This window comes from Polaribacter litorisediminis (genome assembly GCF_019968605.1).
Lineage (GTDB): Bacteria > Bacteroidota > Bacteroidia > Flavobacteriales > Flavobacteriaceae > Polaribacter > Polaribacter litorisediminis.
Map to the genome: position 1 here is coordinate 3,963,184 of NZ_CP082966.1, position 21,407 is coordinate 3,984,590.

Sequence of the window (21,407 nt, forward strand, 5' to 3'; positions counted from 1 at the left end):
CCTTTACATAGTTTTGTAATAATAATACATTCAAATTATGAAAAATTATATAACCTTATTACTGTTGCTCATAACTGCATCAACTTTTTCGCAATCAACTTCAAAAATTCAAAAGAGGGTTTTAATTGTACTAAGTAGTTATGGTAAAGATAATGGCAATGCAAGACCAGGTTTTGAGTTTGAGGAATTTGTGGATGCCTACAATATATTTACTCAAAATAATGTAAAGGTTATTATAGCAAGTCCCAAAGGAGGTAGCGTCACAGCAGATATATTCGACGCAACCAAAGAAAAAAATAAGGCGTTTTTAACCAATGAAAATACAGCTTACTTGTTGAAGCAAACAGTAGCTACTGCACAGGTAGATGCTGATAATTTTGATGCTATTTATATTATTGGTGGTAAGGGAGCTATGTTCGATATTCCATATGACCCTTCATTACAAGATATAATACTAAAACTATACAATCGAAAAGGTACAGTTTTGGCGTCTGTTTGTCATGGTACTTCTGCCTTTATTCATGTGAAACACCAAAACAAATTTATTTTAGATAAGGAAAGGATTACGGGTTTTTCTAACGAAGAAGAAAATATTTTTAAGAGTCAATGGATTGATGAATTCCCTTTTTTATTAGAAGATGCTCTAAAGTCTAGAGGTGCAAAATATCAAAAAAGTAGTTTTATGTTAGAAAACGTGGTCATTTCAGGCAAGTTTATAACAGGGCAAAATCCGGCTTCCACAAAAGTTTCGGCAGAAGCTGTAGTGCAGGCTTTGGGCAACAAGCTTGAGCACAGAAGCATTTCCAAGCAAGATGCAACATTAGATTTTATAAAGAAATTCCTAAATAACCAACTTAATAAAAATGAATTATTTAAAGAAAGTAGTGAAGGTAGTTATCATTATAAACTCATAGCAACCTATGGATTTATCCTTATCCAAAACACAAAAAATAATAAAGAGAACTTAGAAAATGGGATAGACTTAATCTCGTTTGCCAAACCATATTTTTTTAATAAAAACTTTCAATTGTTAGTTGCAAAATCACAAATAAAAATTGGCAAATTGAAACAGGCTAAACAAACTCTTGAAGAGTTAATTGAAAAAGATTTTTTAAAAAAGGAAGCGTTAGCATTGCTAAATGAAATAACGAAAAGTTAATTCATGAAGAGAAAAGTTTTGTTTTTTTTAAAAGCTAGTGGCGCATTCATTTGTGTAATACTTACAGTTTTTGCGATAGCTTATTTATGGCCGATGAGTACCTTACAGCCACCAAAATTATCAGAGCAGACCATCATTAAAAATGTAAATATTGTTGATGTTGCAACAGGTGAAATTGCCAAGCATCGGTTTGTTTTAATAGAGCACTCTCGAATTACAAAAGTTGATACTACGAATATCACAGCTTCTGATGATGCACTAATTATCGATGGTACGGACAAATTCCTCATTCCTGGATTATGGGACATGCACACCCATTCTAACCAACATTCAGCATGGTTGCATCACCCGCTTTACATTGCGAATGGAATAACTGGTGTTAGAGACATGTCTGGTCAATTAAATGAAAGAGATAGTTATTGGGTGGGTAGTAAAGAACGTTTGCAATGGAATAAAGATTTAGAAAATAACATAAGAGTCACACCAAGATACGTGTTACAGAGCAGTTACCAAATGGATGGTGAAAAAGCCATTCCTGAAGAGTCCCCCAACTTTTTTAAACTGCAAAAGCCATCTCAGGTTGATTCATTATTACAATTTTATAAAAATGAAAAGGTTGATTTTATTAAAGTTTACCAACAGTTACCAAAAGACACTTACACAGAACTAGCTAAAAAAGCGCCTAATTACGGTTTGCATTTGGCAGGTCATAAACCGATGTTTTTAAGCTTAGAAGAAGCGGTTAATCTAGGTCAAAGAAGTTTTGAACATGGTCGTATTTTTATATACGAGTGTTTTCCGGAAGCTGATAGTTTAAAAAGCCCAACCAATTGGAAGCAATATTTCTCGAAATCAAAAGCAAAGATTGTACAAGAGTTTGACAGTATTCAAGCAAAAGCTTTAATGCGATTAATGCACAAAAAAAATACCTATTGGACCCCAACTTTGCAAACCTTAAAATTTGAAGCTAATGCACATAAGGAAGTCTTTACAAACAATAAAAATCTAAAATATATAACCAAAGTTAGAAAACAGTTATGGTGGAAATATGATACAAACCATAACAAAGAGAAAAATCTCAAAAGTACTGGTAATATCGTAAGTGAACAATTTTTTGAGGCTTCAAAAAAACAAGTAGCGATGGCACATAAAATAGGTGTGCCCATTATGGCAGGTACCGATGTTACAGATTCTTATGTATTTGCGGGTTTTAGTTTACACGATGAATTATTTGAATTAACAACAAGTGGGATATCCAATCTCGAGGCGTTACAATCTGCTACTTTAGTTCCTGCAAAATTTTCGAACATGGAAGAGCATTATGGCTCTGTTGAAATTGGTAAAAAAGCAGATCTGGTGTTATTAAATAAAAACCCATTAAGCGATATTAAAAACACAAAAGAAATTAATGGCGTCATAATAAATGGTATGTATTATGATGAAGAAAAACTCAATGAACTTAAAGAGTTTACAGAAACAGCTGCTAGCAGCTTTCATATGAATGTAAAAACATTGATAAGCTTGGTTCATAGTCCATTAATTCGAGTGCAGTTTGCCGATTAAAAGATTTTGTTCTGATTCTTAAAGTAGAACTTTCTAGTTCAGAACACTATGTATTTTTATAATGAATTAGAAATTAAGGTAAATATGAAAACTAAAAAAGGAGTAAAATTAGGGATAGGGATTATACTAGGTTCTATAGTTGGCTACTTAACCTCAAATATGCAAATATGGTTTATTCTAGGAATTGCTATAGGTGCTGCGTTAGAATATAATGGCAAAAAAAAATCATAAAATGAAATCATTTACTAAAACACTATTTTTTGTACTTATCACGCTTTCAACCTTCAGCGTTTTTGCTCAAAACAATCATAAGAAGCTCATTAACAAAATAGACGTTTATTTAGAGGCAAGCGAAACAAATGGATTTTCTGGAGTTGTTTTAGTTGCTAAAAAAGGGGAAGTTATGTTGTCTAAAGGATATGGATGGGCAGATCGAAAAAATAAAATACCCAATTCACCAGCAACCGTTTTTAATATTGGTTCTGTAACCAAACAATTTACGGCATCTGCAATTTTAAAATTGGTAGAGCAAGGAAAAATTAAAACATCAGATAAAATAAGTTCCTATTTTACCCAAACACCTATGGATAAGAGCGATATAACGATTCATCAATTACTAACGCATACATCAGGAATTTCCAATAGAACAGGTGGTTTTAGGTATCATGAAGCTAGCAAAGATCAGTTTTTAAAAGAGTTTTTTGAATCAGAATTACACTCTAAACCTGGCACAACCTATCAATATGCAAATGCCAACTACATTATGTTAACGGTTATATTGGAGTCAGTTTCAGGACAAACCTATAATGCTTTTCTAAAGGAACATCTATTTAAACCTGCTCAAATGAAAAGTACAGGGTATAAAAGTATCGATTTTAGTACAGAACGACTAGCACATGGGTACTATTATAATAGAGATGATGAAGAATGGAAAGATTGGGGAACAACCCAACAACATCTACCTTACAATAACAATCATTGGTATAGCATAGGAAAAGGCGATATTCACTCTACTATTGAAGATTTATACAAGTGGCATGTCGCTTTAGAAAACAATATCATTTTAACTTATAATTCAAGAGAATCTCAAGAAACACCATATATAGCCGAGAACGAGAAAATGACTTCGTATTATGGGTATGGGTGGGCCGTGTCTAAAAGTAAAAGAGACACCAAAATTGTTGCTCATAATGGTAGTAATGGTTTGTACTTTTCAGATTTCGTGAGATATGTAGACGATGATGTAGTCGTGATATACATAACAAATGCGTTTTTAGGAAGTGAATCAGAATACGTTGCCAGAGAAATTGGGAAAATGATGTTTGATACAAGTTACAATGCTACACCAATTCCAAGAAATATTTATGAGTTAATACATGAGTTCATGAAAATCAATCCAGCTACAAATGCAGAAAAATTACCAGATTTTTTAATGAAAGAACTTAAGTATGAATTTAACGACCATGCCATACTAAATCGATTAGGGTATAGTAGATTGAAAAAAGAAGATCAACCTGGTTGGGCTTTAGCATTGTTTAAATTGAATGTGAAATTATTTCCTAAAGATGGTAATTTATGGGACTCACTGGGTGAAGCGTATTTAAAATACAATCAAAAAGAAGATGCCATAAAGAGTTACACAAAAGCGGTCGAATTAGGTAGTAAGGAGTCAAAAAAAACATTGTACAAATTGTTGAATGAAGACGAGTAATACATTTGACATGATAAACGTAAATGATCAAATTAAAAAAATACAATCCTATTATTCACCAAAAATAATAGCTGAAGTAAATAATGAATATGTAAAAATCGCTAAAATTAAGGGAGAGAAAGTCCCATGGCATACCCATGAAAACGAAGATGAGTTATTCTACATTCTAAACGGATCACTGATTATGGAAATAGAGCATCAACAGCCTTTTACCATGCAAAAAGGAGATTTATTTGTGGTTCCTAAGGGTGTAAACCATAAAGTATCATCTAAAAAGGAATGTACCATCCTATTAATAGAAAGCAAAATAACTTTACATACAGGAAATGTAATTACTGAGATTACAAAATCAATCAACAAGCAAAAAGGGTGAACATGTTAACATTAAATACAAGAAGCATTCAAAACATTCAATATTAGTAATGGCAACAGTATTATTTGAGTTGGCATTAGCTTTCTGTATTTTATGAAAAGGAGTTGGCTACAATTTAAAAATCAAAGAATATAAAACATTTTGATAGTAAAAAAATTAAAGAGTATAGAATTTGATATAATCGCTGAATGCTTTTTAAAATCTTTTGAGAATTACTATGTCAAAATTCCAACGCTACATTTCTTTTCGTCAAAAAGATAATTCTTGGGGGCTTGCAATCAATTTAGGTGATAAGATTAATACCGAATTTGAGGATGCTTATGGAAGTATTTCCCCAGATGGTAAGTATTTTTTCTTTCACAGATCTTATGGTGGTAATAAAGCAGATATTTTTTGGGTAGATGCAAAATTAATCTTTGACCTAAAAACGAAAGAGTGATAAGATAAGGTTTGTTCCAATTTCAAAATACGAACATTTAACCGTAATACATTATTCAATTTTGCAGTAAATAATAGTAAACATCAATTTTAATAATCAAAAAACGAACAATTATGACATCAATTAAAATGAAAATAATCAAAAAACAAATTTTACTAAGAATGGCTTGTGTTGCCTTTGCATTATTGTCAGGTACAACGTATGCACAAAAAACAAACTCAGAAACAACAACCCAAAGAGAAGGATTCATATTTGAATTTACAGTAGGTGGTGGTATTATCAGTATAGAAGATAGTGCTGGTATTCAAACTTTTGATACATCTCAAGGAACCTTCGTTTTTCCAGATGTAAAGTTCGGTTATATGTTAAACGATAAACTAGCCATTACCCTCTCTTTACCTGGAAATATATACGAATTTCAAGATAATGACAGGAACTTTGGTGGTTTTATTCCATCTGTTCAGTACTGGGTAAAAGATAGATGGTGGATTCATGGTGGAATTGGTTTAGCAATAGATTCGCCTGCATTATATGATATTAAAGACGATGTAAATGACGATTGGAATTTTGGTACTGCTGTAATGGTAAGTTCAGGTTACGAAATGTATAAAAAGAAAAACTTCGCACTTAATGTGCAGTCTAAATTAGTTCTTGGCAGTGTGTCTTTAGATGGAAATGCAGATAGAGATGCAGTAATCTTTAATGTAGGCTTAGGGTTTAGCTGGTTATAAGGTTGAATTTACAAATTCACTTAAATCGAAAATTATTATCATGAAAAAAACTTTAATAACCTTAATTTTTTGCGGACTAACATTAATCTCCAAATCTCAAAACACAAGTGTAGAAAAATCAATATTCGGACTACAAACTGGAGTTTTAGGAATCTGGGTATATAATGAAACAAAACTATCAAATACCATAGCACTGAGAACAGAAATCGGCTTTGATTTTGGTGTTTGGGAATCTACTTTTTATGATGATTATGATTCTCCATTTTTGCTAACACCTGTAATCGTTGTTGAACCAAGATTTTATTATAACCTCAAAAAACGCTCAGAGAACTCAAAACCAATTGATGGTAATAGTGGCAATTTTTTTGCTTTAAAAATGGGTTATCATCCAGATTGGTTTGTTTTATTCAATCCTGACAATGCGCCTATAGTAAGTGATTTTTCCATTATACCTACTTGGGGAATTAGGCGATATTTAGGAAAGCATTTCAATTATGAAGCAGGTCTTGGCGCTGGATTTAGTTACACATTTGCAAAACGTGCTGGGTATTCAGAGGACAAAAGTGAAATAGAATTAAACATGCATTTACGAATAGGATATAGATTCTAGTCTAGTTAAAAAACAATTAAAATAACAACGAAGTTTGAAAAAAATAGAATTAACGAAGTGTCAAAAACAAATAATAAAATGAAAAAATACACCAAAACAATACCATTTGTAAAGTCAAAATTTATTGGTGTCTTATTTCTTTTGGCTTTTTTATTTTATGGTATTGGGCGCAGTTTATTCGAAAGCGAATTAGATACCTATAAATACTTTGGTGCTTTGCTAATGGTCATAAATTCAGTTGCTGTATTGTTAATTGGTTTTTTTCTAAGAAAAACCATAATCAAGTTTAATCTTTTAATAGGAAACACTTACTTTTTGTCAAGAGTAATCGAAGCATTTGCACTAAGTAGTATTCTTTTGAACTTAATTCCTGAGATTAGTATTTCTTTGGATTTTGGTTATTTTATTGCAATGCTTTTTTTAGGAATTGGTAGTATTCCAATGTGTTATATATGCTACAAACACAATCTTTTACCAAAATGGATGGCTTTGTGGGGTCTAATTGGATACACTTTAATGGGCTTTGGCTTTATAGTGGAGTTATTTGGCAAAGAATCGAGTATGTACTTACTAATATTAGCAGGGTTCTGGGAAGTAGCTTTTGCTATTTGGTTAATTATTAGCAAACAACAAAACAAAATAATAGAACCGACTTATTTATAACTTTTAACTAAGATTATATGTTAGAAAAAAAGTTGAGAAAATAAAAATTTTAGAAGTCAAAAACCCAATTATTGCAATAGCTGTTTTTTTCAGTAAATACAAATCATAATCGTTTACTCTAAAATTAAGGTATAACAATCAAAATAATCAATCAAAAAAATAATCTATGTTTTTCAAATCAAAAGAAGGAAAAGAAAAAATCATAAGTCTTTACAATCAAAAGTTAAAAGAGCTAAATATTGAATATTCAGAAAAATTGATAGAAACAAAGTTTGGTGTCACAAATGTTATTACTACTGGAGATTGGAAAAATCCACCTTTAGTTCTGATACACGGCACAGGCGGTTGTGCACCACAAATTTTAGATTCTTTACCTGATTTATCATCAAGATATTGTGTCTATGCAATAGACGTTTTAGCGCAGCCCAATAAAAGTTCTGAGAATAGATTAGACATGAAGTCTCCAGATTATGGTAAATGGCTTATTGAAATAATCATAAAACTTAGATTAAAAAATGTAACCCTAGTAGGCTTTTCCTTTGGTGGCTTCATAAGTTTAAAAGCACTAGAATTTAATGAAACACCCGTTAAGCAGGTTTTCTTAATCGCCCCAGTATATATTGTTAATGGTAACCCTTTTATAGGCGTATTCAAAATGTTTCTACCGCTCAAAAAATTTATTAAAACCAATAATTCAAAATATATAAAAAAAGTTATGGATGCGCTATTCTCTGAATATGATGATTTTGCATTAAATTTTATGTCAAATACATTCCAATATTGCAATATGGATTTTTCGCCTTTACCAGTAATCTCTAAACAATCTACTAAAAATATTCAAAAACCAATTACAATTATTGCGGCTGAAAAAGACATTTTATTCCCCGGTAAAAAAATGATAAAACGAGCTAAGGATATTTTTCCTTCTTTAGAAGAAGTCATATTATTAGAAGGATCTAAACATGTACCAACCAATAAAAATTTTAAAAGAATTGAAGATTTAATTTTAGATAAAAGTGAATAAAAATATAAAAGTACTTTAGGGGTTATTATTATTATTATTATCAATCATCATGTTCTTTTCTTGTTCAAAAGATGATAATAATATGGACTCAATTTCTGATAAATTTTTAAGCATACCTGATACTAGCTTCGAGAAAATGGATGGACATAACTCAAATTGTTAACGTATTTTCTAACTTTTTAGCTCGAATCTAATGGCTCTAAAACCAGTAAATCCGTTGATTAGATTAAAATAAGACTTTTTTTGATAGTGATTCAATGGCTAAACAGAAGTTATTAATCGGGTAATTAACAGTTTGAAGGTTTACGGGCAGACACAAATTAAAAACGAGTATAAAATCTTAGAAAAAAACTATCGATATTTAAAAGCAGAAGTAGATATTATTGCGAAAAAAGGAGCGGTTTTAGCTGTTGTTGAAGTAAAAACACGTTCCACAGATTATTTTGGAGATCCTCAAGATTTTATCACTCCCAAAAAAATAAAACTATTACTTTCTGCTGTAGATTATTATGTGGTGCAACTAGATTTAGATGTTGAGGTTCGTTTTGATATTATTGCTATTATTCATCAAAAAAACGAAACAAAAATAGAACACTTAAAAGATGCTTTTTTGCATTTTTAAAGCTTCTCTAAATATTATTTTATTGAGGTCAGTAGTTAGGAACCTATAATTTTACTTTGATATAGTTTTTCAGCTTTCGCCATTCTTAATATCAAATTATTAAAAATGTTCTTTTTGCTATTTGAGCGATTAATTCGATAACAAAACTCATCAAGATATCTTTCGATGTTAAAATCGCTTACTGATGAAAAGGTAGTTCTTATCCATAATTTTACCTGATGAATCATCGTGTGTATTGCCATAAAATTCTTTCCTTGATTACTTTCTATTTGAGTAATATTATATTCTTTAATTAAAGGACGATAACCTCTCCGCTTATCTGTGGTTATTTTTGCGTTTTTATCAATGTGTTTATCAAATATTGTTTTTAATTCTTTAGCTGAATAATTATCAATTTTCAGAGCATACATTCTTTTAATTTTACCCTTATCCGTTAATTCTACTGCGGTTACAATCTTTTTCTTAACCGAAACTACGTTTCTCCTCTTAATATCAAATCTTTTTCCTTTCCTCCAATCACAAATTCATCAATATGAACGTTCCTTTCATAGGATGATTTTTACTAGATTTCATTGCTTCTTTAACTTTATGCATAAATAATCTTGCTGTTTTTTCAGTAACTCCAAAACGAACTCCCATGTAGCTGGCTGATAAACTTTTTGTGGTGGTTGACATTTCAAAACACATAAAAAGGGCTTTTCGTAAACCAAACTTCACTTTATGAAACAGCATGTTTGCTGATGCAGTTTCTGTATGACTGCATTTGTTACAAGTTCTTGAAAAGTCCTTTCGGATTTGACTCTTTGAATGCTTACATTTTAAGCAATTAAAGCCTAATTCCTATTTAAAATTTGCCAGATATTCTTTACAATTTTCATCTGTTTTAAACCGATCACTAAACTCTAGAAGGTTTTGCCCTGTAAATAAATTCATAATTTACCTATTTTATTGACTCCTAAGACATGAAATTATCTACTGACCTTAATAATGTTAATCACAGGGCATAGTTCCATGAGTGCTTTGGAGAAATATTTAAGACAAATTGATGCGGAATTACCTGAAGATTACTCAAAATTATTTAAATAACATGAACAAGGAACCTAGAAAAGTACATGCGATTTTTGAAGAATTAAGAGACCGAGCTTCGTATCCATTTTTGTTTTATATACCAAAAAGTTATGTTGAAGTCTTTATGGAAGAAAAATTGCTCAATGAAATTGATTGGGCATTTGATGTCTTAACTATGGCGAGGAAAAAAATGGATATTATTTTTATGGATGATAAAGACGAATCACAATAAGTATTCAAAAAGCAACGTGCTTTAAAGGAGAATTTATTTGATTTGGCTGAATATGAATCCGTCTTAAATCCAGCACAATTTTCAATTTTAATTAATAATTACAAAGAGCATTTATTTGTAATGCATTATTTGGCTGAATTATTAGTCTTGGATGTTCATTCAAGTAAAGATGAAAGGTATAAAAAGTATTTAGGTCATTTTACGCTACAAAATGCGGCTTATAGGTTGCATAAATCAGGTATTGATAAAGATTTTCCTGGTTTTAGAAAAACCCAAGCTGAAGAGGATTTTATGCGTGAATGCGTTATGATTCACTTAAATATTCCAGAAATACTGCAAGAAGAAATTGCTCCACCGAAACAAAAAGTAAAGAAGAAAAAGCAACAGTATCTTACAGATGAAGAATCTCAAAAGTATTTGTTAGAAACCGTTTTTGATATAAAAATCGAATAAAAGTTGCACTTTATTGCAATTAAGTGTTAATTGTACATACAATTAACGCTTAATACACAAAAAATATGGAAGAGCAATATTATTGCTGTCGATACTGTAAAAAGGATTTTGTACCAAAAAGAAGGAAAGAACGTAAAACAAGTAGTTATTAACCCTTCTAGAATTAACCCAACAGAATTAGTGGTATTAGAATTGCTATAGCTTTTAAACCACTAAAAACTAAATAAATAGAACCAATAATGCTAATACCGAAAATAGTAAACCAAAGAGCCGACAAAAGTAATAAATTGCATAGTTCCTTCTTTGAATAAAAAAAATCGAATATAAAAATTTTAGAGGAGACAAATAGAAATTGAATAAACCATTTATAAGGTGAAAAAAATGAAGACTTTGAGTTTTAGGTTATAATTACCCTTATTTGGTCTATAATTACCCTACCTTTTAATGAATGAAACATAATTTTGTTATTCATTGAAAAAATAATTAAATGAAGTTTATAAAAGCATTGCTAATCTTGTTCGCGTTTTTTCTGATAACAAACTACACAACAAGAGCACAAGAATCTAATAAACCCAACATCATTATTATATTAACTGATGATCAAGGTTATGGAGATGTTGGTTTCAATGGTAGCAAACAGATAAAGACGCCAAATATTGATCAACTGGCAAAAAATGGAGCTGTCTTCACAAATGGATATGTAAGTTATGCTGTTTGCGGGCCAAGTAGAGCGGGATTAATAACAGGAAGATATCAAGATCAATTTGGGTACAGTAGAAATCCGCTTTTTGGTCCTAAAGATGCTTCATTAGGTTTACCACTAGAAGAAGAAACTTTGGCAGAAGCACTTAAAAAAGCAGGGTATATAAATATGGCAATTGGTAAATGGCATTTAGGTGCACACGCTACTTTACGACCTTTAAAAAGAGGTTTTGATGAGTTTTATGGTTTTTTATCTGGGGGGCACAAATATTTTCCAGAGCAATTAATTCGTAAGGATTTATCCGAAGTTGGTTCGCAATTTGATGCCTATAATACCAAGCTTTTACGAAACGATACAAGAGTTGAAGAAACAGAATATCTAACGGATGCTTTTTCTAGAGAAGCCGTAAATTTTGTGGATAAAAATGCCGAAAAACCTTTCTTTTTGTACTTAGCTTACAATGCACCCCATGCACCTTTACAAGCAACTGAAAAATATTTATCTAGATATCCAGATATAAAAAATAAGGATAGAAAAACGTACGCGGCTATGGTGAGTGCCGTAGATGATGGTGTTGGATTATTATTGCAAAAATTAAAGGATTTAAATATTGATAAAAATACTATAGTTTTCTTTTTGTCAGACAATGGAGGTAATGAAAATAAAGGTTCTTTTAATGGTCCTCTAAAAAAAGGAAAAGGTTCTTTGTTTGAAGGCGGCATTAGAGTTCCTTTTGCAGTGCAATGGGAAGGTACAATTTTACCAAACCAACAATTTGAATACCCAATAATATCACTAGATATTTTTGCAACAGCAGTAGCACAAGCCAACGTAACTCCTAGAAATAAAATTGATGGGAAAAATTTAATTCCGTATTTATCAGGTAAGAATAATGAAGCGCCTCATGAAACTTTGTACTGGAGAATGTATGATAAAAAATCAGCAGCAGTTAGAAAAAATAATTTCAAATACATCATTGAAAAAGAGGGTGAAGTTGGTTTGTACAATCTAGCCAATGATATTTCAGAAAAGAACAACATAAAGGATTCTTTGAAGATTAAAGAATTAAAAAGTTTATATGAGATTTGGAACAAAAACAATATCAATCCTATTTTCTATGGATTGGGAGATAATAAAGAATACAATCAAAAAAACCCAAAAAGATTTAAAAATGTCGAAAAATATTAAATCCTCAATTTTATACAATTTTTTTTCATTACTTATATTGATTGGCTTTTTTGCTTGCGGGAAACAGCAACATAACAATTATTATTTTCATCCCAATTCAGGAGATGATTCCAATGCAGGAACGTCTAAAGCTAGCCCTTTTCAATCGCTTTCAAAAATTAAAGAATTAAAAATTTCTGCTGGAGATACTTTGTTTTTATCATCTAATCAGATATTTACAGAAAGTTTAGAGTTGGTAGACATTAGCGGGTCTAAACAAAACCCGATTGTGATTACAGTTTATGATAACAAAAAAAAAGATGATAAAGCCATTATTAAAACAGCAGGTTTGCTAAATGCAATTTTGGTAGAAAATTCAAGTTTTATAGAAATCCATAATTTAGAAGTATCTGCAAATCCAGATGAAAATCAACATAAACCTACTCAAAACCAAATGCGTTGTGGAGTTTTAGTAGAAACTACAAAACCAGGAACTTTTGAACATATCTACCTTAATAATTTACTAGTTAGCGATATTTTTTTCGAAAAAGAAGGAGTTTCAAGGTCTAAAAAAGAAACCAAATCTGCTAACGGAACGCAAAACTATGGTTGGGGAATTCGTTTTATCAATAGCCATAAAGATGCTATTTTAAAAGATGTAAAAGTAAGCGGAAGTAGTATAAAAAATGTTTCGCATACGGGTATCAAACTTACCTCTGGAAAAAGCAAGTATGGTATTGTAGACTTTGAAATTTCAGGAAATCAAGTTTTAGAAACTGGAGGACCTGGCATTCAAATGTCTGGAGTAAAAAATGGACATATTTTTAACAATATTGTAGATAAATCTGGCAGTAATAACGACTCTAGAAAATGGGGCAGAGGTAGTGGTTTATGGACTTGGGGAGCATCAGACATCCTTATTGAAAAAAACCGATTTACAAATGCAAATGGCCCAGGAGATTCTGCCGGCGCACATATAGATTATAATTGTAATAACATTGTATTGCAATATAATTTTAGCGGAAACAATGCTGGTGGATTTTGTGAAATACTAGGAAATAATCACAATTGTTCATACAGATACAACATTAGTGTGAACGATGGTCATAGAGTAAAAGGTGAAAAGGATGCTTTTCAAGAAGGGAAAACCTTTTGGATTAGTGCGTACAGTGGTAAGAAAAGAATTGGTGCTAAAAACAGCTATTTTTACAACAATACCATTTATGTAAAAAAAGAAATTGATGCCAAGTTTGCTGTGGATAGAATTTCAAAAGGAGTACTCATTGCAAATAATATTTTTCACATAGAAGGCGATGCACAAGCTGTAAAGGGCGACCAATACAATCCTGAGTCTAAAGGCAAATGGTTGGTTACAGATGTGTTTTTTAAAAACAATCTTTTTCTACACACCTCTAGTTGGCCAAAACCACTGCCTCTACAGGATGAAGCACCTATTTTCGGGGATGCAAATTTTAAAAATTTAGGAGGATTTTCTATCGCTGACTACACACCAACCAATCAACAATTAATTAAAAACAAAGGGGTAAAAATTCAGAATTTACCTAAAGATACTATTGGTTTAAAATACGGCTTACACCTTGAAAAAGATATCTTGGGTAATAAAATCATTGGATTGCCAGATTTAGGTGCTATAGAAATGCAATAGTTTCTATAAAAGTGTTAGTGAACTGACATTACCAAAATTAGCACCCGTTGTTTATTTTATAAAATTAACACACGATAAAGGAATTTTTACAGAAAAAATAATGCTAGAATAACTATTCATACGATGATTGATTAAAGTCCCCAATTTTATTTTAAATTACCCTAAACTTATACAATTTAGCGTAATTTTTTGCTTTCATCAGTTACCAATAAATGTAAAAACTTCATTAGTTAATGTTATTAAGTTGCGACAATTCTTTAAATCATTCTTCAACTTGTAAATAGATTTTAAAATAGGATATCTTTTGTTGAAACGATTCTTAAAATATCGGTCAAAAAAAAGCAGCCACAAAGACTGCTTTTTCAATTGATTTATTAACTTATTTCGATAAAGCAACAATACTATCAATCTGTGCTTGCATCTTCGTTACTAAAGCTTCATTTTTTGAAGCAATGTTAGTTTGCTCTCCGAGATCTTTTGATAAATCATAAAGTTGAGGTTTTTCTGAAAATCCGCCTTCTACTTTTTTGTTTACAATCCACTTTGGAAAATCTTTGTCGCTAATAGGTGCAATGTATTTATAGTTTTTATTTCTTATAGATAATGTGAACGATTCCTCTAACATCATTTCGCGAGCTTCACTACCTGAGTTTAACAAAGCATCTTTTACATTTTTGCTATCAATAGCTGTGTTAGTATCCATTTTTTGTGAGACCAAACTACTGAAAGAAGCATAATAATCAATTTGAGAAATTAGAGCATTACTTTCTCCTTTTTTAATAGTTCCTGGCCAATAGGTAATCATTGGGACTCTTGTACCCGCTTCAAAAGCACTGTATTTTCCGCCTCTAAAAGGACCTGCAGGTTTGTGATCTCCTAAATTTTCTTCTGCTCCATCTTCATAACCATCATTTAAAACAGGGCCATTATCACTTGTAAAAATAACCAGCGTGTTTTTATCAAGTCCTAATTCTTCCAATTTATTGATAATTTGTCCTGTTGTCCAATCCATTTGCGCAATTGCATCACCTCTTAATCCCATAGAAGATGCTCCTTGAAACTTTTCGTTTGGTAGTCTTGGAACGTGAATATCGTGAAAAGAGAAAAACAAAAAGAAAGGATTTTCTTTGTTGTTTTCTATAAACTGATTTGCTTTTTCAGAGAACACAAAAGGAAAGTTTTCATCTTTCCAAAGTGCAGAAGTACCTCCTGTTTGATTTCCAATTCTACTGATGCCATTTACGATGGCTTCACTATGTTGTTTGTCTGCAGGATATCGTAGCAATTCAGGATTGGTAATTCCTGTAGGCACACCTTTAAAAGGCTTTTGATAGCTGATTTTGATAGGGTCATTAGGGTCTAAATTTAATGCTTTATGGTTTTCTACATATACTGTAGGAACTCTATCTCCAGTTGCTGGCAATAAAAAACTATAATCAAAACCAATTTCTAAAGGTCCGGGTTTTATTTCTTTGTTCCAATCTGTATTTCCATCACCTAAACCCAAATGCCATTTGCCAACAACCGCTGTTTTGTATCCTGCTTTTTTAAGCATGCTAGGTAAAGTTGATTTTGCTGGATTGATTAATAACGGAGCATCTCCAGGTAAAATTGCAGCATCGTTTCTAAAGGCGTATTCTCCTGTAAGAAGAGAGTATCTAGAAGGCGTACAAGTAGCAGCAGAGCTATGAGCATCTGTATATTTAATCCCATTATTTGCTAGCTTGTCTACGTTAGGCGTGGTAACTCCAAGAGCACCATAACTGCTTAAATCTCCATACCCTAAATCATCAACATAAAAGATAACGATATTTGGTTTTTGGGAAACTGTTTTGGTTACATCTGCTTCTTTTTTCTTGTTGTTGCAAGAAACTACTACTAGTAAAAAACTTATAATTAGAAGATTGTTTTTCATGGTCTTTTTTGTGAAATATTCATGTTTTTAGTTGGCTCTTTGTAGAGCACTTCTTTATTCTGCATTAATCTTTTGTGAATGTGATACGTAACATCCATCCATTCTTTTTCTTCTTGCCAAAGAGGTGCTATCATTTTTGATTCCCAATTTTTAAGTTTGGAATTCATTAAATTTAATGTTGATGTATCGCTTTTCGATAAGTCTTTTGTTTCTCCAATATCATACTCTAAATTATAGAGTCTTTCTCCGTAATTTTTAAGTTTTATCAATTTGTAATCATTGTAACGCGCACCAGATTCTTCTAGTTTACGCCAATATAAGTCTGTGTGCGGATTTCCCTTTTTAGCATTTTTTAGATAAGGGAGTAAATCTACGCCATCAATAGCTAAACCTTCGTTGTTAATTTTTGCAGCAGCAATTGAGGTAGAAAAGATGTCTAAAGATGATGTTAAACCATCAAACTTTACACCTCCTTTTATTTGATTTGGCCAGCTCATTAAAAAAGGCACTCTATGTCCGCCTTCAAATTTGTTTCCTTTCCAACCTTTTAGGTATCCATTGTTTGCTGTGTTTGTTGTTGCACCACCATTATCACTTAAAAAGTAAATTAATGTATTGTCCAATAGGTTTAATTCTTTCAGTTTTTTCACAAGTTTCCCTACATTTTCATCTAAAGACCAAGTCATGGCAGCAAGCTTTTTACGCGAATGATTTTTGTATTTTAGTAAATGCTCTTTTTTTGCGTGCATAGGCGTATGAACGGCATTGTAAGCTAAATACATAAAGAAAGGTTTCTCTTGATGTTCTTCTACAAATTTTACGGAGTAATCACCTAATACGTCTGTTAAGTATCCATCAAATTCTACCCTTTTATGATTGTGTTGTAGCATCAGTTCTTCAGAAGGGTTTTTTAAAGGAAAATAAGATCTACCACCTGCTAAAAAACCGTAAAAATCATCAAAACCTCTATTGTTTGGATGATCTGTTTTGGTAGCTCCTAAATGCCATTTTCCTAAGGCTACTGTTTGATAAGAATCTTTTTTTAAAACATCTGCAATGGTAATTACATCATCCGATAAGCCTATGTCTCCTGAGTTTCCATAGCCAGTTCCGTTGGCTTCAAATCCAAATCTTTGTTGATATTTTCCTGATATAATACCAGCTCTTGATGGAGCGCAAACTGTAGCACTTACATGAGCATCAGTAAAAATTACACCCTCTTTTGCTAACTTATCTATTTCAGGAGTTTCTAAATCTTTACTTCCCATAAAACCAAAATCTACATAGCCAGCATCATCTACCAAAATAACAATAATATTTGGTTTTTTAGTAGGTTGATTTTTAGGTGTAATTTTATCAGAATTTACCTTTACTGTTACAAGCGTACTTCTTTTATTCTTGTCTGCACAAGAATTTACTATTGAAAAAATACAACAAGCTAAAAATAGGTTTTTTATAGATTTTAAGTGTTTTAACATATTTTTATTTTAAAAAAAATAGTAGAGAAAAAGGTTTTTGGTTTCCGTTATTACTCTACTATTACATTCAAACTAATACATGAAACTTTTTATTGTTTGATAAATTTAGAGGTCCCTTTTTTACCATTAATGGTTGCTCTTAACATATAAATACCACTACTTAGAGTTGCAACATCTAATTGAGTTTTACTACTATTTGGTAAAACATTGATAACTTTTTGACCCAAAACATTGAAGATTTCTACTTTTTCTACGTTTTCTGATGCAGAAATATGTAAGCTGTTATTTACCGGGTTTGGATAAGCACTAAAGTTAAATTGTTTTAAATTTTCTAGGGATGCTGTGGATGATTTTGTAAAAGAAACATCATCTAAGTTTACAGGTTTATTACCATTTGGTTTAAAAAATAAAAGTCTTATTTTGGTTACACCACTAGGTATAGTTACACTAAAATCTGCTGTAAGCCATTCATCTAAATTGGTACTAAAAGTATAACCGTTAGAATTATCTGTAAAATCTAAATTTGGTCTTCCAGAGGCCAATTCATCTTTCACACGAGCAGTTAAAACAGCGTTGGCTGCGCTACCAGAACCTAACCATCTGTATTTAAAACTTACATCATACGTGTCTCCAGGAGTTACATCTATCAAATGAAAAAGAGAACCGTCGCCATTTTCTACTTGACCAACATTAGAGGTGGTAATATCATCGACAGCAATTCTATTTTTAAATCCGCCCCAAGATTCTACAGGGTCTCCAATAGCACCAGTTTGAAAGTCTCCATTTACCACTAAGTTTTGGCTAAACCCAATAGAAGAGATTAATAAAGTAAGAAATAATAAAGTAATTTTTTTCATAATAGTATGCTTTAAGTAGGTTTATAATTAATGTTCAGTCTTAAAATGTTTTAAAACTGAACATTTCGTGTTTGTATTATTTTTCTTTTAGAGAAACATCATCTAAAAAGAATTGTGGGAAAGTTGGATTTACTTGTCCTTTATAGAAAACAATTCTAAGTTTTGTAACGCCATCAGGTACTTGGTATTCATACGTAGATTCTACCCATTGATCTGTTTTTGGTACTTCAGGAAGTCTTTCTAACAATCCTAAACCTCCTGCTACATCATCTCTTAACACAGGTGAGAACGAATTTGGAATATTTTCTATCCATTTAGATTGAAACTTTAAAATATAAGTTTTACCCGGAGTAACCTCTGCAACTGTGAATAATGAACCATCATTACCTTCAATTCTTCCAGCAAAGTTTCCTGTAAAAGGATCAACTGTTGTTACGCCGTTTTTAAATCCAGCCCAAGGAGCTGGAGAACCGGTTTCAAATCCACCATTTACAATTAATTCGTTCGGATCTACTACTGGCGTGAAAGAAGTGTCTTGTCCTGGGCCGATTTCAGGATTTGGAGTATGGTTTGCGTATACTTCGCCCACAGTTGTAACATTTGCATCGTCATCAAACAAAGCAGACGTAAATAAAGGCGCTTGAGTTCCGCTAAACCAAGCATATCTTTCTATCCATTCAATTTCGTCTAAGGCTGTTAAACCTTGATTTATATACTCAATTACTTGTTCTTGAGAATATCTGTTTGCTGATGGGGACGTTGCACTCCAATCAGCAACTGCAAATTCAGTAATCCAAAGAGGTCTGTTATAAGCAGCATAGGTTTCTTTCAGTTTATTGATAAGATTCAATACATTAGGACCACCATAATGATGTACCGCAACAAAATCTATACGCAAATTATTTGCCTCAGCTTTTTGCATAAATTCAACCATCCATTCATTATTTGGACTTACAGTTGCTGGCGATCCAATAGGAACGCCTATTTCTTCTAGTCTAGGCCACAATGCAATAGCTTCGTCTACACTCATGTTTGCTTGGGCAGCACCATCAGGTTCATTAAAACCTAAAATATAGTGTACTTTTCCTTCTGCAACAAGTTGTTTAATTCTGTTAATATTGTCATCCGTTACAGATCCTTTACCCCAAAACATGGGCACAAATTCAACATTTTCAGGAATTTCATCTCTTAATTCGTTACCCCAACTGTACATCCAATGTGCACCCATGGCACTTGTTTTGTGAGACCAATCTTTAGCTCTGTTGGTAAAGGCAACTCCTTTTTTATTAACTCTAGTGTCTACAGCTACTTCTGGAAGTTCACTTGAATCAAAATCTCCTATAACGTTAGGTTCGCAACTAGTTATGGTTGTTACTAATATTGCTATTGATAGTATTTTTTTTATTGTTATTAATTTTTTATTTATTGCCATGCTGGGTGTTGTTCTAACTGAGGATTAACATCTATTTCATTTTGAGGAATAGGAAAAACTTCAGATCTCTTACCTAAATAATTAGGATTATAAGGACCTACAGGATCAGATTCTGCTCTAAGAAAAGCTTCTTGAATGGTTCCCCATCTTTTTAAATCCATAAAACGTAAACCTTCCATAGCTAATTCTACTCTTCTTTCGTGTCTTACAATTTCTATCATTTCTTGTTGAGCTACACTACCTTGTAAACTTTGTACGCTGGGCATACCAACTCGTGCTCTCACTTGGTCCACCAAACTTGCTGCACCATTTACATCACCAGTTTCTGCTAATGCTTCTGCTCTCATTAATAGAACATCTGCATATCTAATTACATGAAAGTCTTGTGAACCTTGACCAAAAACAGGGTTTCCTTCAGCATCAGGACCTTGTCTGATATATTTTCTTTGCCCAAATCGTGTAGGACCATTTCCTTGAAAAATTCTAACAGGATCATTCATATATTGATCACCTGTAAAGTATATCGTTGCATTGGCTCTTGGATCTCTATTAGCCCCTTTATTATTATCATCATATAGTGGAGATTGTGTAATAGGCAAGCCATCTATACAATGATAATCGTTTACCAAGTTTGGCATTGGTCTTACATCACCTTTTGGAAAACCTAAGAAAGTTGCAGAAAACGTTTCACCACTTGATGATTCATCACCTCTTAAAAAACGAACTGCAAAAACAACTTCATTAGAAGTTTCACCTGCTTCTGTAAATAATTCTCCATAATTTGGATTCAAGCTGTAGCCTAAGCCCATTAATTGGCTTGTTAATTGTATAACACCAAATTGCCCTGTGTATTCTTTGTTATATAATTGCACTCTTGCAAATAGACCTAAAGCAGCACCCTTTGTAGCATAACCGTATAAATTACTAGGATGACTTACTGGTAAGTTTTCTGAGGCAAATTTTAAATCTTCTACAATTTGTGCAGTTACTTCTGCCATTGTGTTTTTTGGCACAAACGCTTCCTCTAAGGTTTGTGGAGCTGTAATTAATGGAACATCCTCATAGAAAACGGTTAAGTTAAAATAGAGTAAACCACGTAAAAAATAAGCTTGACCTAATAATTGATCTTTAGTGGTTTGAGGGATTAAATCTGTAGAAATATTATTTACATTTTGAATTACTGCATTAACTCTAGCAATACCTCTATAATGATCGTTCCAAAATGTACTGATAGGACCTGATGCAGGGGTTAAAACGCCCTCCATAAAAATACCTGGACCTTCCCATTTAAAGTTGTTGAAACTGTTATCGCCTAAGCCATCAAAACCAGGAATTCCTTGAAATCCATTTAAGCTCCCTCCATAAATTGAATTACCTTGTAAAGCTGCATAGACTCCATTGAGTGCCAAGAAAGCATCTGATTCACTTTGCCAAAAGTTACCTTCTGCAATTTGAGTTAGCGAGTTACGTGATACAAAATCATCACTACAACTCACCAAACTTAGTGATATAAAAATTGCTATTAATATTTTTTTCATGAT

Annotated in this window: 20 protein-coding genes and 1 pseudogene; 15 read left to right on the forward strand and 6 right to left on the reverse strand. The window is 32.0% G+C overall.

Annotated features, from left to right (window positions below; translation table 11 throughout):
* Positions 1 to 37: 37 nt before the first annotated feature.
* The 11 genes from K8354_RS17010 to K8354_RS17060 all read left to right on the forward strand — a co-directional run bounded on the left by K8354_RS17010 (position 38) and on the right by K8354_RS17060 (position 8,895).
* The gene (locus K8354_RS17010; RefSeq protein WP_223443648.1) at positions 38 to 1,159 is read left to right on the forward strand and encodes a type 1 glutamine amidotransferase domain-containing protein; all 1,122 of its coding nucleotides are present in this window, start codon (positions 38 to 40) and stop codon (positions 1,157 to 1,159) included.
* A gap of 3 nt (positions 1,160 to 1,162) precedes the next feature.
* Positions 1,163 to 2,722, forward strand: coding sequence for an amidohydrolase family protein (locus tag K8354_RS17015; RefSeq protein WP_223443665.1), 1,560 nt, complete (start codon positions 1,163 to 1,165; stop codon positions 2,720 to 2,722).
* Positions 2,723 to 2,806: 84 nt separating this feature from the next.
* Positions 2,807 to 2,953 (forward strand): glycine zipper domain-containing protein, encoded by a 147-nt coding sequence (locus K8354_RS17020; protein ID WP_223443667.1) that lies wholly within the window; start codon positions 2,807 to 2,809, stop codon positions 2,951 to 2,953.
* A 1-nt stretch (position 2,954) separates the two neighbouring features.
* Positions 2,955 to 4,433, forward strand: a complete 1,479-nt coding sequence (locus K8354_RS17025; RefSeq protein WP_223443670.1) for a serine hydrolase domain-containing protein — start codon at positions 2,955 to 2,957, stop codon at positions 4,431 to 4,433.
* Positions 4,420 to 4,806 (forward strand): cupin domain-containing protein, encoded by a 387-nt coding sequence (locus K8354_RS17030; RefSeq protein WP_223443672.1) that lies wholly within the window; start codon positions 4,420 to 4,422, stop codon positions 4,804 to 4,806. The genes K8354_RS17025 and K8354_RS17030 overlap by 14 nt, the downstream gene beginning before the upstream one ends.
* Before the next feature lie 217 nt (positions 4,807 to 5,023).
* Positions 5,024 to 5,245 (forward strand): hypothetical protein, encoded by a 222-nt coding sequence (locus K8354_RS17035; protein ID WP_223443675.1) that lies wholly within the window; start codon positions 5,024 to 5,026, stop codon positions 5,243 to 5,245.
* Between the two features lie 113 nt (positions 5,246 to 5,358).
* Positions 5,359 to 5,976, forward strand: a complete 618-nt coding sequence (locus tag K8354_RS17040) for a hypothetical protein (protein ID WP_223443678.1) — start codon at positions 5,359 to 5,361, stop codon at positions 5,974 to 5,976.
* 40 nt (positions 5,977 to 6,016) lie between these two features.
* Entirely contained in the window at positions 6,017 to 6,586 is a 570-nt protein-coding gene (locus tag K8354_RS17045; protein ID WP_223443682.1) for a hypothetical protein, read from the forward strand.
* A gap of 78 nt (positions 6,587 to 6,664) precedes the next feature.
* Positions 6,665 to 7,249 carry a DUF4386 domain-containing protein gene (locus K8354_RS17050; protein WP_223443686.1) on the forward strand — a complete coding sequence of 195 codons (585 nt, stop codon included), beginning with the start codon at positions 6,665 to 6,667 and terminating at the stop codon, positions 7,247 to 7,249.
* A gap of 166 nt (positions 7,250 to 7,415) precedes the next feature.
* The gene (locus K8354_RS17055; RefSeq protein ID WP_223443689.1) at positions 7,416 to 8,273 is read left to right on the forward strand and encodes an alpha/beta fold hydrolase; all 858 of its coding nucleotides are present in this window, start codon (positions 7,416 to 7,418) and stop codon (positions 8,271 to 8,273) included.
* A 295-nt stretch (positions 8,274 to 8,568) separates the two neighbouring features.
* The gene (locus K8354_RS17060) at positions 8,569 to 8,895 is read left to right on the forward strand and encodes a YraN family protein (RefSeq protein ID WP_223443704.1); all 327 of its coding nucleotides are present in this window, start codon (positions 8,569 to 8,571) and stop codon (positions 8,893 to 8,895) included.
* Between the two features lie 35 nt (positions 8,896 to 8,930).
* On the opposite strand, the pseudogene K8354_RS17065 reads toward K8354_RS17060, so the two are convergent.
* Positions 8,931 to 9,828: pseudogene (locus K8354_RS17065) on the reverse strand (IS1595 family transposase).
* 154 nt (positions 9,829 to 9,982) lie between these two features.
* Here K8354_RS17065 and K8354_RS17070 point away from each other — a divergent pair.
* From K8354_RS17070 to K8354_RS17085, 4 genes are all read left to right on the forward strand, one after another.
* Positions 9,983 to 10,195 carry a hypothetical protein gene (locus K8354_RS17070; protein ID WP_223443708.1) on the forward strand — a complete coding sequence of 71 codons (213 nt, stop codon included), beginning with the start codon at positions 9,983 to 9,985 and terminating at the stop codon, positions 10,193 to 10,195.
* Between the two features lie 42 nt (positions 10,196 to 10,237).
* Positions 10,238 to 10,648: a hypothetical protein gene (locus K8354_RS17075; RefSeq protein WP_223443711.1), complete on the forward strand. Its 411-nt coding sequence runs from the start codon at positions 10,238 to 10,240 to the stop codon at positions 10,646 to 10,648.
* Between the two features lie 487 nt (positions 10,649 to 11,135).
* A complete protein-coding gene (locus tag K8354_RS17080; RefSeq protein WP_223443714.1) occupies positions 11,136 to 12,539 on the forward strand; it encodes a sulfatase-like hydrolase/transferase in 1,404 nt (467 codons plus the stop codon).
* A complete protein-coding gene (locus tag K8354_RS17085) occupies positions 12,523 to 14,184 on the forward strand; it encodes a right-handed parallel beta-helix repeat-containing protein (RefSeq protein WP_223443717.1) in 1,662 nt (553 codons plus the stop codon). Before K8354_RS17080 ends, K8354_RS17085 begins: the two co-directional genes overlap by 17 nt.
* Positions 14,185 to 14,563: 379 nt before the next feature.
* Here K8354_RS17085 and K8354_RS17090 read toward each other — a convergent pair whose 3' ends face one another.
* From K8354_RS17090 to K8354_RS17110, 5 genes are all read right to left on the reverse strand, one after another.
* Positions 14,564 to 16,099, reverse strand: coding sequence for a sulfatase family protein (locus K8354_RS17090; protein WP_223443719.1), 1,536 nt, complete (start codon positions 16,097 to 16,099; stop codon positions 14,564 to 14,566).
* Positions 16,096 to 17,577 (reverse strand): sulfatase-like hydrolase/transferase, encoded by a 1,482-nt coding sequence (locus tag K8354_RS17095; RefSeq protein WP_223443722.1) that lies wholly within the window; start codon positions 17,575 to 17,577, stop codon positions 16,096 to 16,098. Before K8354_RS17095 ends, K8354_RS17090 begins: the two co-directional genes overlap by 4 nt.
* A gap of 89 nt (positions 17,578 to 17,666) precedes the next feature.
* Positions 17,667 to 18,434, reverse strand: a complete 768-nt coding sequence (locus K8354_RS17100) for a T9SS type A sorting domain-containing protein (protein WP_223443736.1) — start codon at positions 18,432 to 18,434, stop codon at positions 17,667 to 17,669.
* A 76-nt stretch (positions 18,435 to 18,510) separates the two neighbouring features.
* Positions 18,511 to 19,866, reverse strand: a complete 1,356-nt coding sequence (locus K8354_RS17105; RefSeq protein ID WP_223443740.1) for a glycosyl hydrolase — start codon at positions 19,864 to 19,866, stop codon at positions 18,511 to 18,513.
* Entirely contained in the window at positions 19,857 to 21,404 is a 1,548-nt protein-coding gene (locus K8354_RS17110) for a RagB/SusD family nutrient uptake outer membrane protein (protein WP_223443743.1), read from the reverse strand. The genes K8354_RS17105 and K8354_RS17110 overlap by 10 nt, the downstream gene beginning before the upstream one ends.
* Positions 21,405 to 21,407: the final 3 nt, after the last annotated feature.